A 16427-nucleotide genomic window follows, 5' to 3' on the forward strand; every position below is an offset into this window, starting at 1 on the left:
GGTCGAATCGGCGTTCAGCCGGAAAACAAAGCGTTCAGGATTCGCGGGCAAGCGCGCCCGCGGCCGGCTGCGGCGCGCGCAGCGTCGCGCGGACCACGAACGTGATCAGCACCGCGAACAGCAGCGTCGCCGCGAGGAAATACAGGCCGGCCGCGAGGCTGCCGGTCGCCTGCTTGATCAGGCCGATGCCGTACGGCCCGACGTAACCGCCGAGATTCGCGAGCGAATTGATCGCGGCGATGCCGACCGCCGCGCTCGTCCCGGTCAGGAATTCGCCGGGCAGCGCCCATACGACGGCCTGGATCGAGTAAAGCGAGAACGCCGTGAGGCAGATGAACAGGAACTGCAGCGCAGGCTGCCGCACCCATGCGCTCGCGGCCATCGTCAGCGCCGCGGCGGCCGACACGACGACGATGTGCCAGTAGCGTTCGCGCGTGCGATCCGAATGACGCGGCACGACCAGCAGCCCGATCACCGCGAACAGGTACGGCACGGCGGACAGCAGGCCGGTGGCCGCGTCGCCCGCGCCGAACGCGTGAATGATCGTCGGCAGCCACAGCGACAGCCCGTAGATGCACAGCGGGAACGGCAGGAACAGCGCCGCGAGCAGCAGCACGCGCCGGTCGGCCAGCGTGGCGAGCGGATTGCGGTGCGCGTCGGGGCGGTACGTGTCGCGATCGGCGGCGAGCTGGCGCGCGATCCAGCGCCGCTCGTCATCGTTCAGCCAGCGCGCGCGGTCCGGCGATTCGGGCAGCAGCCGCAGCGTCGGCCACACGAGCAGCACGGCCGGCAGGCCGCTGACGACGAACAGCGTCTGCCAGTTCGACAGCCCGAACAGCCCATGCGTCGACAGCAGCCAACCCGCGAGCGGCCCCGTCACGATGCCGGCGACCGGCTGCGCGAGCACGAGCAGCCCGATCACGCGCGCGCGGCCGCGCATCGGAAACCACTGCGTGAGGAAATACAGGATGCCCGGATACAGGCCGGCTTCGGCCGCGCCGAGCAGGAAGCGCAACGCATAGAAACTGGCCGGCCCCTGCACGAGCGCCATCGCCATCGTGATCACGCCCCACGTCGCGAGAATGCGCGCGAACCACACGCGTGCGCCGAAGCGGCCGAGCGCGAGATTGCTCGGCACCTCGCACAGGAAATAGCCGATGAAGAACAGGCCCGCGCCGAGCCCGTACGCCGCGTCGCTCAGGCCGACGGCCGCGTTCATGTGCAGCTTCGCGAAGCCGACGACCGTGCGGTCGACATAGGCCACCACGTAGATCAATGCAAGAAACGGCACCAGCCTGCGCGTGAGCGTGCGCATCAACTGCCGTTCGTCGACGGCAGCCGACGGTCCGGCTTGAGCCGCGGCCGGTGTCGCGGACGGGTGCTGCGTCGTCGTCATCATGTCTCCATGGATGGGCTGCGCCGGTGTCGTCGCCGGTCTGTCCTGCTTCACCTGTGCCTCGTTTCGCGCCTGCCGCTCAATGCGAATGGCTCGGCACGTCCGCGCCGCGCGTGCCGACCAGGAAATCGAGATCGCACCCCTCGTCGGCCTGCAGCACATGATCGATGTACAGCCGCGCGTAGCCGCCCTTGCCGAGCTGGCCGGCCACGCCCGGCGCCGCGGTCGGATCGACGTCCGACAGGCGGCGCTGCAGTTCGTCATCCGTGATGTCGAGATGCAGCGTGCCGGCCTCGCAGTCGAGCTCGATCCAGTCGCCGTTGCGCACCGCCGCGAGCGGCCCGCCGGCGGCGGCCTCCGGCGCGACGTGCAGCACGACCGTGCCGTACGCGGTGCCGCTCATCCGCGCGTCGGAAATCCGCACCATGTCCTTCACGCCCTGGCGCAGCAGCTTCGGCGGCAGCCCCATGTTGCCGACCTCGGCCATGCCCGGATAACCGCGCGGCCCGCAGTTCTTCAGCACGAGCACGGAGCTCGCGTCGACGTCGAGCGCTTCGTCGTTGATCGTGGCCTTGTAGTGTTCGAGGTTCTCGAACACGACCGCGCGGCCGCGATGCTTGAGCAGCTCGGGGCTCGCCGCCGACGGCTTCAGCACCGCGCCGCGCGGCGCGAGATTGCCGCGCAGGATGCGGATGCTGCCGTCCGCGATCAGCGGCCGGGCGAGCGGGCGGATCACTTCGTCGTCGTAGTTCGGCGCTTCGCGCACGTTGTCCCACAGCGATTTGCCGTTCACCGTCAACGCGTCCGGGTTCGGCAGCAGCCCGCCTTCGCCGAGCCGGCGCAGCACGGCCGGCAGCCCGCCCGCGTAATAGAACTCCTCCATCAGGAAGCGGCCCGACGGCATCAGGTCGACGATCGTCGGCGTGTCGCGGCCGATGCGCATCCAGTCCTCGAGTTCGAGCGGCACGCCGATGCGGCCCGCGATCGCCTTCAGGTGAATCACCGCATTGGTCGAGCCGCCGATCGCCGCGTTCGCGCGGATCGCGTTCTCGAACGCGGCGCGCGTCAGCACCTTCGACAGCACGAGCCCTTCGAGCGCCATCTCGACGATGCGGATGCCCGACATGTGCGCGAGCACGTAGCGGCGCGAATCGACGGCCGGAATCGCCGCGTTGTGCGGCAGCGTGACGCCGAGCGCCTCGGCCATGCACGCCATCGTCGACGCGGTGCCCATCGTGTTGCAGGTGCCGGCCGAGCGCGACATGCCGGCTTCGGCCGACAGGAAGTGATGCAGGTCGATCTCGCCGGCCTTCAGCGCCTCGTGCAACTGCCACACGGCCGTGCCCGAACCGATGTTCTTGCCTTCCAGCTTGCCGTTCAGCATCGGCCCGCCCGACACGACGATCGCCGGCACGTCGCAGCTCGCCGCGCCCATCAGCAGCGCGGGCGTCGTCTTGTCGCAACCGGCGAGCAGCACGACCGCGTCGATCGGGTTGCCGCGAATCGCCTCCTCGACGTCCATCGACGCGAGGTTGCGCGTGAGCATCGCCGACGGCCGCAGGTTCGATTCGCCGTTCGAGAACACCGGGAACTCGACCGGGAAGCCGCCCGCCTCGGAGATCCCGCGCTTCACGTGCTCGGCGAGCTTGCGGAAGTGCGCGTTGCACGGCGTCAGTTCGGACCACGTGTTGCAGATGCCGATGACCGGCCGGCCGTCGAACTCATGATCGGGGATGCCCTGGTTCTTCATCCAGCTCCGGTACATGAAGCCGTTCTTGTCATTCGTGCCGAACCATTGGGTGGAGCGCAGCCTGGGTTTTGTTGCCGACATCGTCAGTCCTGTGGTGACGGGATACCGGCGCAGTCTAGGCAGAATTTTGATAACTCGCTAATGACGTTTTAGGCGATTACGATATCGATTCCGATATCGATATAAACCCGTACGATGACTGACGCCAGCCCGTGGGGAAACCGCAGCCGCCTGAAAACCCGCCAGCTCCTGCTGGTCGTCGCGCTCGCCGACGAAGGCAGCATTCATCGCGCGGCGGCCGCGCTGAACATGACGCAGCCGGCCGCGTCGAAGCTGCTGCGCGAACTCGAGGAATCGATCGGCGCGGTGCTGTTCGAGCGCCTGCCGCGCGGGATGCGGCCGACGCTGTACGGCGACGCGCTGATCCGCCACGCGCGCGCGGCGCTCGGCAGCCTCGACCAGGCGCGCGAGGAACTGGCCGCGCTGAAGGCCGGCCATCTCGGGCATGTGGCGGTGGGCGCGATCACGTCGCCGGGCCTGCGGCTCGTGCCGCCGGCCGTCGCCGCCGTGAAGGGCACGCATGCGGGCCTGCACGTGTCGGTCGAGATCGACACCAGCAACGTGCTGCTCGAACATCTCGCGCAGGACAAGATCGACATCGTGCTCGGCCGGCTCTCCGCCGAACACGACAAGCTGCGGCTGCGCTACGAGCCGCTGATCGGCGAAACGGTGGCGGCGGTCGTGCGGCCCGGCCATCCGCTGCTCGCGCAGGCGCCGCTGTCGCTCGCGGACGTGCAGCGCGCCGCGTGGGTCGTGCCGCCGGCCGGCAGCGTGCTGCGCCATCGCTTCGAACTCGTGTTCCAGCGCGCGAGCCTCGCGCCGCCGGCGAACCTGGTCGAGACGTCCGCGCTGCTGTTCATCACGCAGCTGCTCGAACAGAGCGACATGATCGCGGTGCTGGCCGAAGACGTCGCGCGCTACTACGCGCGACACGGGATCGTCACGGTGCTGCCGCTGGAGATGGATTGCCGGATGGACGATTTCGGGATCATCACGCGCACCGACCGGCTGCATTCGCCGGCCGCCACGGTGATGGCCGACGCGATCCGCGCGGCTGCGCGCGAGGTTTACGGCATCGCGCTGTGACGCGGCGGCTTGGCACTCTGACGTGAGGGCCCGTCAGGCTCCAAAAACCTAGCAATCTCGAATAGCTTCACCTAAGAGAAACAAAATACTCTTGGAGATCAGTCGCGTAGACATGCGTTCGCCGATCTTTCTCTATAGCCTTCAAGAAATTATTCGGATGTCCTCCGAAAAGCTGCAAATCCGAATACCAAGCCCTTCGTCTTTTACTGTAATTTTGTACAGTATTCAATGAAACGGGGTTTTAGGCGAGACTATGGGGTTCCATCGGGGAAGCATATGAACGAGGAAGACCAAAAGCTGCAAGTCGAACCGCCAATCAACACAAATGCAGCGTCCACCATCGTCGCATTCACATTCCAGTTCGATCGCGCATTAAACGAGCTGTTTTCAACGGGGGCGCATGATAGGCGCGTTGGCATTGAAACACTAGACGACGTTGCGGAACTCGTCACGAATCCAGACGGAACTGTCATGGCGCGACTTGAGCAAGATGCGCATACGGTTCAGTCGACCGGGCATCCATATCAGGATAGCAGTCGCAAACTGTGGCATACGTTGCGCGTCTGGCTCAGTCACGCTCCGAACCTGAAGCAATATGCTGATGTCGAGTTCCGACTTGTGACGAATGTCAAGGTTCCTGAGGGTTCTATCGTACGCCGGTTTGCGGATGCCAGATCGGTGGCAAGTGTCGAAGAAGCTGTCGTGTTGCTTCGCGAGCAGGCGGAAGAGATACTTAAGAATGAGAAATCGAAGGCGAGTGCGGAAGCAAGCGTCGTAGCGCAATATCAAGATGAAGATTTGGCGTATCTGATTGCGAGGTTGACACTCTCAGACAGCGGGGGAACTACCTCCGGTGTGGCGCCACGCGAGGACACCATACAGCGTTTTCTTCTGCCGTCGACATTGACTGCGCAAGCGGATGAGATTTACCAGCATATCCTTGGCGTCGCTGTCGACAAATGCCGTAAAGCATGGGAGAAGAGCGAGGCAGCGTGGCTATCTCCACAAATGTTCAAAAACCTGCTGCACGAAGAGATAGGTCGTCGTTCGTTGAAGGACTATCTTGAGCGCCCTATGATGTCCGTTGGATTTAAGGAGTATGTCCAAGCAGGCGGACGAGACCACTTCTTCCTAAAACAATTGGTACATCTTGGGCTGAAGCGACGTTTCATCGACGACCAACTGGACAATTTCTGGGCGTTCTATGTTGAACGGGTAAGGCTCGAAGGAGAAGGGGTGCACCAAGCGGAATGGACCGCCCGTGAGGACCTGCTTTATCAAAGATGGCGGGCATGCCGAAACAATGCTGAGCTTGCTGCGGACGACGCGACACCTGAGGCACTCGCCAAGCATACGCTGCGATTGACACTGGACGGAGAGTACAAAGCACCGATTGGTCGATACAAGTCAGAGAACCTGTACTTTACTCACGGCCACTATCATCAACTAGCGAATGAGCCAGGTGAACCGTTTTTTGTGTATTGGCATCCGGCGTTCGGGAACGACGACGAAGGCGGCGAAGAATGATGGAAGGCTACAAGGACCGCTCACTGATGCATAACAGCGCGCTCGCATGCTTTGTGCTGACAATTTTCACGAAAGAATATCAGACGCTCACTGCCAACACACGACATCCCTCACTCGAGGAGCTGCTGCTTGTTCTTCCTATCGTCTGGCATGGTCCAAGTCGTCGTGGTATCGCGCGCAGGAACTTTGACACGCCATTTCATGCGGTTCTCTCGGAAGAGCCAAGAATATTGGATGGGCTCGCGGACCGCGTGTCTGCACATGCTGCAGTGTCTTGCCAAGGACTTAACATTGCATGTGAAGCAGGGTTGCTTGTGAAGCGTTCAAATGAAGGTGAACAGCAGTTTGCGTTCGAACGCACTCACTGGCCCAGAGGAAGCAGCCCGACGAGCATCCCGAGAGAGATCACCGGTACGGTGCTGAGGTTGTCAAATTGGTTTAAGAATTCTAGTACTGCTGAGTTATTCTCGATGTTAGGACTCGTCTGATTATGCAATTCTTCATTTCGCAACTTATCCTCTGGCCCGAGAATCCCAATAATCGAATCCAACCACTGACGTTTGTTGACAACAAGGTCAACATCATTCACGGTCGGAGTCGTACCGGAAAATCATCCATCATTGCAATCATCGACTACTGCTTAGGCGCTAGCCGCTGCACAATTCCGGTTGGCCAGATTCGCGATAAGACCGCATGGTTCGGTTTGAAGGTGAGGATTCGAGACACTTGGATTTTGATAGCTCGCCGCACTCCAGAACGCGCCACTGGCACCAAGGAATGCCACATTTCGTGGCTTGCGACGGAGGACGCGCCGATTCCCGACCATCTTAAGGGCACTCATACGCTCGTCCAATTCAAAGATGCGTTCAACAGAATCGCGCGCGTAACGAACATATCGCTTGTCGTGGAAGACGAGGAAATTGCTAACACGGAGAATCCGCCGTCGTATCGTGACCTGGCATCGTTCAATCTTCTACCGCAGCATATCGTTGCCAACCCGAACGTTCTCTTCTACAAGTCAGACTCGTACAAGCATAAGGAGAAGCTACGGAGAGTGTTTCCGTATGCACTCGGCATTGTGGATGTGGATTACCTGACTGCGACGCGCGAGCGTAACCGATTACAGAAGCAGCTTGACGGCCTCCAGAAGGAAGAGCTAGGTCGCCATCGAGCGTTTTCTTCGTGGGAATCCGACGTCAGGGTCATCTGGGAAGAATCGGTCAAGCTCGGCTTGTCAGACGCGGCCTCCGATGAAAGCCTTGGCTCTCGTGTCGAGGCTCTTAAAGCGCTCAACGACGAGTATCTGCGCGGCGCGCTCCTAGAACGTCTAAAGACACCGCAGTACGGATATGCGAATGAGCTGTTTCGGCAGGCAACAGCAGACGAGGAAGTCGCTCAGCGGGAAGTGGATGACCTTTTCCGTGAGCTTCGGGACTATGAACGACTCTCTGACCGGGCAAAGGACCTCGCTAAAGCGGTGGACACAGAGCAAGCGCGCGTTGTAAACCTGGATTGGCTGCAACGCAGTCTGGTAAATGATTCAGGGTGCGTGGTGTGCGGCTCGAAGACCAATCACAGCCATGTTGTCCTCGATAAGCTTGCGGTCAAGCTGAACGAAGTCAATCGGCTCTCTGAGGCTTTATTGGAGGGGCCAATCGTCGACCGGCAACTCGAGCAACTGAAGCGCACCCTATCTGATGCTGGTGACAGGCTGCACGCTGCCCGTCTGAAGCGGATTCAGCTTAAACCAGACGAGTTTGCTCCGTTGGGCTCGCTGGGCCGAGTCTTCGTGCTTCTCGGGCGGCTGCAGTCTCTGCTGATGGCACTCGCGACGCTAGAAGGCCGTGGTGACCTCCCCGCGCGTATTCGGGAAACCGAGCGCCGAATAAAGGAGCTCGACCGCTATATCAATACCTCCGGACGAGAAGTTCGTCAGCGGGCAGTCGGCGAAGAGCTGACTGACCTTATCGAGGGATACGCAGCCAATCTCAAGCTCAAGGAAAACGGCAAAATTTCCCTAGACCAATCGGAGCTGACACTTAGCTTCTCGAGAGCAGTTACGAATCGGAAGGATTTTTTGTGGGAAATTGGAAGCGGAGCCAACTGGATGGCATATCACCTGGCGACGTTCCTTGCACTCCATGAGTTTTTCACGAAAGAAGAAAGAATCAATGGGCCGGTTTTCGGCTTCCTAGCAATTGACCAGCCTAGCCAAGTGTATTTCCCTAGCACCTTCTCAGGAACCAATCTATTGGACCAGTTTCGCGAGCAGGCGACGGAGCTACGCGGCCAACGGGACCTGGACATCGAGCAGACTCAACTTATCTTCAAAACCTTGGCAAGAGGCATTGAGCGAGCCAAGTTCAAGTATCAGACGATTGTAGTCGAGCACGCTGACCAATCGATTTGGGGGCAAGGAAAGTGGGGCCGCTATATGCACGAGGTAGCGGTCTGGAAAAACGAGGGCGAAGGGTTGATTCCAAAGGATTGGCACTGAGAACGCAACGATAGAATTAGTGTAGCGCTCGGGCAACATTCAAGGCTGCATGAACTCGATCACCGGTTCGCAGCGGATCGGGAAGTTGACCGAATTCGCGATATAGCACTTCGCATGCGCATCGTGATGCAGGCGTTCCGCCCGCTCGCGATCGTCACCGGCCTGGATGGTCACGCGCGGGCGCAGCACGATTTCGGTGAAGCGCCCCTGCTCGGGACTGTCGATCATCGTCCCTTCCGCGTTGTCGACATACGCGAGCACGCGGATATCGGCCTCGGCGCACAGATGCAGGTACCAGAGCTTGTGGCACGCCGATGCCGACGCCAGCAGCAGGTCTTCGGGATTCCAGCGCGACGCGTCGCCGCGGAAGGCCGCATCCGACGAACCGGGAATGTCCGGCTTCGAACCGGCACGGATCACATGATCGCGGCCGTACTCGCGATACCCCGACGTGCCGGTGCCGCGGTTGCCCGTCCACTGCACTGCAACGCGATACTTGTGTTCGCCGGATGCCATCTCGCTCTCCATTGATGTCGGTTGCTTCCACCGGGCTCGATTTCATTTCACGACGCCCGCCAATGGCCGCCATTGTGGCACCGGAATTCCATTTGGTATACCATTATTCCAAAATGAAGTGAGGAACACGCAGGCATGGAAGCCAAACTCGACTCCACGGCGGACGCGGTGGCCGCATCGCTACGGGACATGATCGTCAACGGCGAACTGGAAGCCGGCGAGCGGCTCGTCGAGCGCGACCTGGCCGACCGCTTCGGCATCAGCCGGATTCCGATGCGCGAGGCCATCCAGCGTCTGGAACGCGAAGGATTGCTGGACATCTTCAGGAATCGCGGCGCCGTCGTGCGCATGCTGAGCGCGTCGGACGTGCAGGAAATCTACGATCTGCGCGCGCTGCTCGAAGGCGATGCGATCTACCGAAGCGTGAAGCGGCTCGACGACGAAACGCTCGCGCGCGCCGAACTCGTTCATCGCCTGCTCGGCGACGCGACCGTACCGCGCCGGCAGGGAGAACTGAACCGCGAATTCCACGCGTTGCTGTATTCGTGCTGCGGCAACGCGCGGCAGTTGAAGACGATCGGCGAACTGCGCAGCCAGGTCGAACGCTACGAGCGCCTGCAGGCCACGCTGCTCGCGGATACGCCGTCGTTCCAGGTCGAGCACGACGACATCCTGACGGCGTGCCGCGAGCGCAATGCGCGCGCCGCCCGTTCGATGACGGTCGCGCATCTCGAATCGGCCAGAAGCATCGTGATGCGGCTCGTCGAAGGCGGTTGAGGCCGGCGCCGCGTTTGCCGTTTTCCACACCGCACGCGGCTGTGCGCCGGGCCGCGCCGGGTCGCGCCGATTCCGTCGGCAAACCCGAAGCACTCGGCGCAGCCACGCGCGATATTTACCGCGTCGCACTCTCACTCGGCACGCGGCCTGTCGTACCGCGCACCACCAGCCGCGGCAGCGACGCGGTCCGCACGCGCGACGCATCGTCGCTGCGGCCGCCCGCCTCGCGCAGCGCGTTGAGCAATTCGACCGCGAGGCCGGCAGCCTCGGCGGTCGGGATCGCGACGGTCGTCAGCGTGGGGCGCGTGTCGCTGGCCAGATGGATGTCGGTCATGCCGACGATCGACAGGTCGTCGGGCACGCGCCTGCCGCGATCGGCCGCCGCATGCATTGCGCCGATCGCCGGCAGGTCGTTGGTGGCGACCAGCGCGGTCAGCCGTGGATGCGCGTCGAGCAGCCGGCCCGCCGCGCGCACGCCGCCTTCGATCGAATCGTGCTCGGCCGCGACGATCGACGCGTCGAGCCCCGCTTCGCGCATCACGTCGACGAAACCGTCGTAACGCGCCGCCTGCACGCCGCTCGCCGCCCCGCCGACGATCACGCCGATGCGCTCGTGCCCGAGTTCGAGCAGATGCCGCGTCGCAATCCGCCCCGCCTCGCGGAAATCGACGGCCACGCACGGCAATCCGTCGGGCGGCGCGTCGGGCCGCTCCCACAGGCACAGCACGACCGGCACGCCGCGCCGCGCCACGTCGAGCAGATCCGGCAGATGCAGGTTCGCGTTGGTCACGAGAATGCCTTCGGAAATCGTGCCGGCGATCTGGTCGAGGTACGCGCGCCCCTGCAACGGATCTTCGTTCGTATTGCAGACGATCAGGAACTGCCCGTTGCGGCGCACCGCGCGCTCGACCGCCAGCGCGAACTCCGGATAAAACGGGTTCGCGATGCTCGATACCATCAGCGCGACCGTCGGCGCGCGCCCTTCCGCCAGCGCCCGCGCGGCAAGATGCGGCCGATACCCGAGCGCCTGCACGGCTTCCAGCACCCGCGCACGCGTGGCTTCGCCCACCCGGCCGCGGTCGCGCAGCACGTTCGATGCCGTCGCGGCCGTCACGCCGGCGCGGCGCGCAACTTCATCCAGTGTCGCCATCGTTTGCTCACTATATGAGACGTCGATCCAGTATTTGCTTCGCTTACCGAAGCGGCGCACTATCGCCGCACACCTTGCCGCCCGACCATCGGGCGCGACTCGGCCGCGATCGGATCGCCTCTTTTTTTGATCGCGATGATTAAGCGCTTAAGCATTCACGACGGCGCATTAAAACATGGAGCGGAGACAATGGCGAGCATCTCGATGCGACGCGTGCAGAAAGCCTATGGCGATCACGCGCCGGTCATTCGCGACGTCGATCTGGAGATCGGCGCGCACGAGTTCTGCGTGTTCCTCGGGCCGTCCGGATGCGGCAAGTCGACGCTGCTGCGCATGATTGCCGGGCTCGAGGACCTGAGTGCGGGCGAGCTGTCGATCGACGGCCGCCGCGTCGACGACGTGCCGGCCGCCGAGCGCGGCGTCGCGATGGTGTTCCAGAGCTACGCGCTGTTTCCGCACATGACGGTCTATGAAAACATGGCGTTCGGGCTGAAGCTCGCGCGCGTGCCGAAAGCCGAGATCGACCGGAAGGTGCGCGATGCCGCACGCATCCTGCAGCTCGACACGCTGCTCGAGCGCAAGCCGAAGGCGCTGTCGGGCGGCCAGCGGCAGCGCGTCGCGATCGGCCGCGCGATCGTGCGCGAGCCGGGCGTATTCCTGTTCGACGAACCGCTGTCGAATCTCGACGCGGCGCTGCGCGGCCAGACCCGCATCGAGATCGCGCGGCTGCACCGGCAGTTCGAACGCGCGAGCGTCGTCTACGTGACGCACGACCAGACCGAAGCGATGACGCTCGCCGACAGGATCGTGCTGCTGCACGCCGGCGCGGATACCGCGCAGCACGGCAGCATCGCGCAGGTCGGCGCGCCGCTCGACCTCTACCACCATCCGGCCAGCCGCTTCGTCGCCGGCTTCATCGGCTCGCCGCGCATGAACTTCCTGCCGGCCGTCGTCACTGCGTCCGATGCCCGCCGCATAACCGTCACCGTCGCACCTTCCGGCGAAACCTTCACGCTGCCGCGCGACGGCTCCGCGCTCGATGCCGGCGCAACCGTGACGCTCGGCATTCGCCCCGAGCACCTGACGCTCGGCGCCGCGCGCGACGCGACGACGCTCGTGCGCGACGTCGCGCTCGTCGAACGCCTGGGCGAACAGACCTACGTGCACCTCGACCAGCCCGGCGGCGCGCCGCTGATCGCGAAGGTGCCCGGCGACGCACAGGTGCACAGCGGCGAGCGCGTGCCCGTGCATGCGCCGGCCGCGGCCTGCCATCTCTTCACCGAAGACGGCCGCGCGGTGCCCGCGTGCGCCGACGTCCACGTCCATCACTACGCTTAAGGATCGCGTATGCGCCTCGGAGTCTGCTACTACCCGGAACACTGGCCGGAATCGATGTGGGCGAACGACGCCCGCCGGATGAAAGCGCTCGGCATCGAGCAGGTGCGGATCGCCGAATTCGCATGGAGCCGCATCGAGCCGTCGCCGGGCGAATACGACTGGGGCTGGCTCGACCGCGCGGTCGACGTGCTCGGCGCGGCCGGCCTCGAGATCGTGATGTGCACGCCGACCGCGACGCCGCCGAAATGGCTGGTCGACCGTCATCCCGACATCCTCGCGATCGGCGCGGACGGCCGGCCGCGCGCGTTCGGTTCGCGCCGCCACTACGACTTCTCGTCGCCGACCTATCTCGAAGCGTCGCGCCGGATCTGCACCGCGGTCGCCGAACGCTACGGCCGCCATCCGGCCGTGCGCTACTGGCAGACCGACAACGAGCTGGGTTGCCACCAGACCGTCGTCAGCTACTCGCCGGCCGCGCTCGTGCGTTTTCGCGAATGGCTGCAGGCGCGCTACGGCACGATCGACGCGCTGAACCGCGCGTGGGGCACCGTGTTCTGGAGCATGGAGTATCGCCACTTCGACGAAGTCGACGCGCCCGTCGGCACCGTGACCGAGGCCCATCCGTCGCATCGGCTCGACTACCGGCGCTTCGCGTCGGACGAGGTCGCGCGCTATCACCGGATGCAGGTCGACGTGATCCGCGCGCATTCGCCGGGCCGGCCGGTCGCGCACAACTTCATGCAGCTGTTCACCGAGTTCGATCACTACGAGGTGGCGCGCGACCTCGACATCGCGACGTGGGACAGCTATCCGCTCGGCGCGCTCGAGGAGCAATGGTTCGCGCCCGACGTGAAGGCGCGCTGGCTGCGCACCGGCCATCCCGATTTCGCGTCGTTCAATCACGACGTGTATCGCGGCATGTCGAAGCTGCCGTTCTGGGTGATGGAGCAGCAGCCGGGGCCTGTGAACTGGGCGCATTGGAACCCCGCGCCGCTGCCGGGCATGGTGCGCCTGTGGACCTGGGAGGCGTTCGCGCATGGCGCCGGCTGCGTGTCGTACTTCCGCTGGCGGCAGGCGCCGTTCGCGCAGGAGCAGATGCATGCGGGCCTGCACACGCCGGACGACCAGCTCGACGAGGGCGGCCGCGAGGCGCAACGCGTCGCGCGCGAGATCGCTGCCGTGCACGACGCCGGCGCGGATGCGGACGCTCCGGTGCGCGCGCCGGTCGCGCTGATCTACGACTACGAAGCGAAGTGGCTGTTCGAGGTGCAGCCGCAGGGCGCCGATTTCCACTACCCGCGTTTCGCATTCGAGTACTACTCGGCGCTGCGTTCGCTCGGCCTCGACGTCGACGTGATCTCCGCGCATGCGCCGCTCGACGGCTACCGGCTCGTGGTCGTGCCGCCGCTGCCGATCGTGCCGGACGACTTCGCGGCGCGGCTCGCCGCCTCGGGTGCGCAGGTCGTGTTCGGGCCGCGCACCGGCTCGAAGACCGTCGACCTGCAGATTCCGCCGGCGCTGCCGCCCGGCCCGCTCGCGTCGATCCTGCCGATCCGCGTGTGGCGCGTCGAATCGCTGCGGCCGAACCTGACCGAACGGATCGACGGCACGCTGCGCGACGGCTCGCCGCTCGCGGGCGATGCGCGCCACTGGCGCGACTTCGTCGAGCTGCGCGACGCTACGCGCAGCGTCGTGCGTGCGCGCTTCGCCGACGGTCATCCGGCCTGCGTGTCGCATGGCGCGCTGCACTACTGGGCCGCGCTGTTCGACGACGCGACCACCGCGCGGCTGTTCGCCGATGTCGCGGCCGAAGCGGGCCTCGCGCCCGCGCCGCTCGGCGACGGCGTGCGCGTAAGCCGGCGCGGCGGCCTGACCTACGTATTCAACTATGGAAGCACGCCGCACACGATCGACGCGGTGCCGCCGTCCGCGTTCGTGCTCGGCGCCGCGCAGGTCGAGCCGCAAGGCGTCGCCGTGTATCGAAGCCGTTCGTAGCACCCGCCACCGGCGCCGCGACGCGCCGGTCACGCACAACGACACACAGGAATGGAGACAACCATGACACATCGCCCCCTTCGCGCCGCCGCCCGGCTCGCCGCGGCCGCCGCCATCGCGTTCGCTTCGTTCGGTGCCGCCGCGCCGGCGAACGCCGGCACGCTGGCCATCAACATCGCGTTCAAGGGCGCCAGCCAGCGCGCGGTCTGGCAGGCGACGCTCGACGCGTTCCACAAGGCGCATCCCGACATCGACGTGAAGGCGACCTTCGTCGACGAGGAAGCGTACAAGGTGCAGCTCCCCGCGTGGCTCACGACCGTCGCGCCGGACGTCGTGAACTGGCACGCGGGCGAGCGGATGGCGTACTACGCGAAGCGCGGGCTGTTCGAGGACCTGAGCGGCGACTGGACGAAGAACGGCTGGGGTGCGATGTACGCGTCGACGCGCGACGCATCGTCGTATAACGGCAAGCAGTACGCGGCGCCGACCGTCTATTACTCGTGGGGGCTGTTCTATCGCAAGGACCTGTTCCGCAAGGTCGGCATCGCCGACGAGCCGAAGACGTGGGACCAGTTTCTCGATGCGTGCAAGAAGCTGAAGGCCGCCGGCATCACGCCGGTCGCGGTCGGCGGCCGCGACGCGTGGACGCTCGCCGGCTGGTTCGACTATCTCGACCTGCGCGTGAACGGCAACGCGTTCCACCAGCAGCTGATGGCCGGCGACGTGCCGTACACCGACCCGCGCGTGAAGAAGGTCTACACGACGTGGAAATCGCTGATCGATGCCGGCTACTTCATCGACAACGCGCTGTCCTACGATCTCGACGGCGCGCAGCCGTTCCTGTTCCAGGGCAAGGCCGCGATGATGCTGATGGGCACCTTCATCGCCGCCGGCTTCCCGCCGAACGTGAAGCCTGAAATGGGCTACTACCGCTTCCCGATCATCGACCCGAAGGTGCCGACCGCCGAGGACGGCCCGGTCGAATCGTTGCACATCCCGACGAAGGCGAAGAACAAGGCCGATGCGCACACGTTCCTCGCCTTCGTGGAAACCCCCGAGATGGGCGCGAAGCTCGCGGAAGGCCTCGGCTCGCTGTCGGCCAACAGCAAGTCGCCCGAGCCGGCCGATCCGATCTCGCGCATCGGCTTCCGGATTCTCGCCGACACGAAGGGCGGCGTCGCGCAGTTCTACGACCGCGACATGACGAAGGAAATGGCCGACGAGGGGATGAAGGGCATGCAGCAGTTCCTGGCCAATCCCGCGCAGCTCGATACGGTGCTCGCACAGCTCGAACAGACCCGCAAGCGGATCTACAAGAAGTGACCGCGTGACCCAGCCGGCGGCCCTGTGCCGCCGCGTCAGTACAGGAGGCTTGCCGTGTCCAGTCCGATCACGTCCACCCCGCCCGCCGGCGCCGCGCCGCCGCCGCGCGGAGCACCCGCCGCCGCGCTGCCCGCGCGCCGCCCGTCGCCCGCCGTGCGGCGGCAACGGCGCGCCGCGTGGCTCTTTCTCGCACCGGCCTGCGCGATGGTTGCCGTCTATGTGATCTGGCCGATCCTGTCGACGCTGTGGCTGAGCCTGTACAACTGGGACGGGATGACCGAGCGCAGCTTCGTCGGGCTCGCGAACTACGCCGAACTGCTGCACGCGCCGACGTTCTACACCGCGCTGCGCAACAACGTGATCTGGCTCGCGCTGTTCATGCTCGCGCCGCCGCTCGGCCTCGCGCTCGCGCTGTACCTGAACCAGGCGGTCGGCGGCATCCGGCTCGTGAAGTCGCTGTTCTTCGCGCCGTTCGTGCTGTCCGGCGTGGTCGTCGGCCTGATCTTCTCGTGGTTCTACGATCCGACCTTCGGGCTGCTCGCGCTGATCGCCGGGCACGGCATCCCGGTGCTCGGCGACGCGCGCTATGCGACGTTCGGCATCGTATTCGCCGCGCTGTGGCCGCAAACGGCGTACTGCATGATCCTGTACCTGACCGGCCTCACGTCGGTCAACCCGGAACAGATCGAAGCGGCGCGGATGGAAGGCGCGCGCGGCTTCGCGCTGCTGTGGCACGTCGTGCTGCCGCAACTGCGGCCGACCACCTTCATGGCGATCGTCGTCACGGTGATCGGCGCGCTGCGCAGCTTCGACCTGATCTCGGTGATGACGAGCGGCGGCCCGTTCGAGAGTTCGACCGTGCTCGCGTATTACATGTACGACCAGGCGATCAAGTACTACCGGCTCGGCTATTCCGCGTCGATCGCGGTCGTGCTGTTCGCGATCATGCTCGTCTACATCGTGTTCCAGTTGCGCCGCATGCTGCGCAACGAGCAATAACCCGACCGGTGGC

The 16427-nt window shown here is 64.7% G+C and carries 13 protein-coding genes; 9 read left to right on the plus strand and 4 right to left on the minus strand.

Going from position 1 to position 16427, the window contains the following annotated elements; all coding sequences use genetic code 11:
• Positions 1-34 precede the first annotated feature (34 nt).
• Both BT264_RS20435 and BT264_RS20440 read right to left on the minus strand, forming a co-directional pair.
• Positions 35-1396, minus strand: coding sequence for an MFS transporter (locus BT264_RS20435; protein WP_072440279.1), 1362 nt, complete (start codon positions 1394-1396; stop codon positions 35-37).
• A gap of 79 nt (positions 1397-1475) precedes the next feature.
• Positions 1476-3227 carry an IlvD/Edd family dehydratase gene (locus BT264_RS20440; protein ID WP_072439936.1) on the minus strand — a complete coding sequence of 584 codons (1752 nt, stop codon included), beginning with the start codon at positions 3225-3227 and terminating at the stop codon, positions 1476-1478.
• Between the two features lie 114 nt (positions 3228-3341).
• Between BT264_RS20440 and BT264_RS20445 the strand changes: the two genes are divergently transcribed.
• The 4 genes from BT264_RS20445 (at position 3342) to BT264_RS20460 (ending at position 8316) form a co-directional block, all read left to right on the plus strand.
• Entirely contained in the window at positions 3342-4292 is a 951-nt protein-coding gene (locus tag BT264_RS20445) for a LysR substrate-binding domain-containing protein (RefSeq protein WP_072439934.1), read from the plus strand.
• Positions 4293-4568: 276 nt separating this feature from the next.
• Positions 4569-5819: an ABC-three component system protein gene (locus tag BT264_RS38445; RefSeq protein ID WP_072467048.1), complete on the plus strand. Its 1251-nt coding sequence runs from the start codon at positions 4569-4571 to the stop codon at positions 5817-5819.
• The gene (locus tag BT264_RS38450) at positions 5816-6307 is read left to right on the plus strand and encodes a three component ABC system middle component (RefSeq protein WP_072439928.1); all 492 of its coding nucleotides are present in this window, start codon (positions 5816-5818) and stop codon (positions 6305-6307) included. The genes BT264_RS38445 and BT264_RS38450 overlap by 4 nt, the downstream gene beginning before the upstream one ends.
• A gap of 2 nt (positions 6308-6309) precedes the next feature.
• Positions 6310-8316 (plus strand): DUF3732 domain-containing protein, encoded by a 2007-nt coding sequence (locus BT264_RS20460; protein WP_072439926.1) that lies wholly within the window; start codon positions 6310-6312, stop codon positions 8314-8316.
• A 39-nt stretch (positions 8317-8355) separates the two neighbouring features.
• On the opposite strand, the gene BT264_RS20465 is transcribed toward BT264_RS20460, so the two are convergent.
• A complete protein-coding gene (locus tag BT264_RS20465) occupies positions 8356-8832 on the minus strand; it encodes an OsmC family protein (protein WP_072440277.1) in 477 nt (158 codons plus the stop codon).
• Between the two features lie 135 nt (positions 8833-8967).
• On the opposite strand from BT264_RS20465, the gene BT264_RS20470 reads away from it, so the two are divergent.
• Positions 8968-9609 carry a GntR family transcriptional regulator gene (locus BT264_RS20470; protein ID WP_072439924.1) on the plus strand — a complete coding sequence of 214 codons (642 nt, stop codon included), beginning with the start codon at positions 8968-8970 and terminating at the stop codon, positions 9607-9609.
• Between the two features lie 115 nt (positions 9610-9724).
• On the opposite strand, the gene BT264_RS20475 is transcribed toward BT264_RS20470, so the two are convergent.
• On the minus strand, positions 9725-10759 hold the full coding sequence (locus BT264_RS20475) for a LacI family DNA-binding transcriptional regulator (RefSeq protein WP_072439922.1): 1035 nt from the start codon (positions 10757-10759) through the stop codon (positions 9725-9727).
• A 189-nt stretch (positions 10760-10948) separates the two neighbouring features.
• Between BT264_RS20475 and BT264_RS20480 the strand changes: the two genes are divergently transcribed.
• The 4 genes from BT264_RS20480 (at position 10949) to BT264_RS20495 (ending at position 16414) form a co-directional block, all read left to right on the plus strand.
• On the plus strand, positions 10949-12097 hold the full coding sequence (locus BT264_RS20480; protein WP_072439920.1) for an ABC transporter ATP-binding protein: 1149 nt from the start codon (positions 10949-10951) through the stop codon (positions 12095-12097).
• Between the two features lie 9 nt (positions 12098-12106).
• Positions 12107-14092, plus strand: a complete 1986-nt coding sequence (locus BT264_RS20485; protein ID WP_072439918.1) for a beta-galactosidase — start codon at positions 12107-12109, stop codon at positions 14090-14092.
• A 63-nt stretch (positions 14093-14155) separates the two neighbouring features.
• On the plus strand, positions 14156-15415 hold the full coding sequence (locus BT264_RS20490) for an ABC transporter substrate-binding protein (RefSeq protein ID WP_072439916.1): 1260 nt from the start codon (positions 14156-14158) through the stop codon (positions 15413-15415).
• 54 nt (positions 15416-15469) lie between these two features.
• The gene (locus BT264_RS20495; RefSeq protein ID WP_072439914.1) at positions 15470-16414 is read left to right on the plus strand and encodes a carbohydrate ABC transporter permease; all 945 of its coding nucleotides are present in this window, start codon (positions 15470-15472) and stop codon (positions 16412-16414) included.
• Positions 16415-16427: the final 13 nt, after the last annotated feature.

This window comes from Burkholderia sp. NFPP32 (assembly GCF_900119325.1).
In the GTDB taxonomy this organism is placed as follows: domain Bacteria; phylum Pseudomonadota; class Gammaproteobacteria; order Burkholderiales; family Burkholderiaceae; genus Burkholderia; species Burkholderia pyrrocinia_C.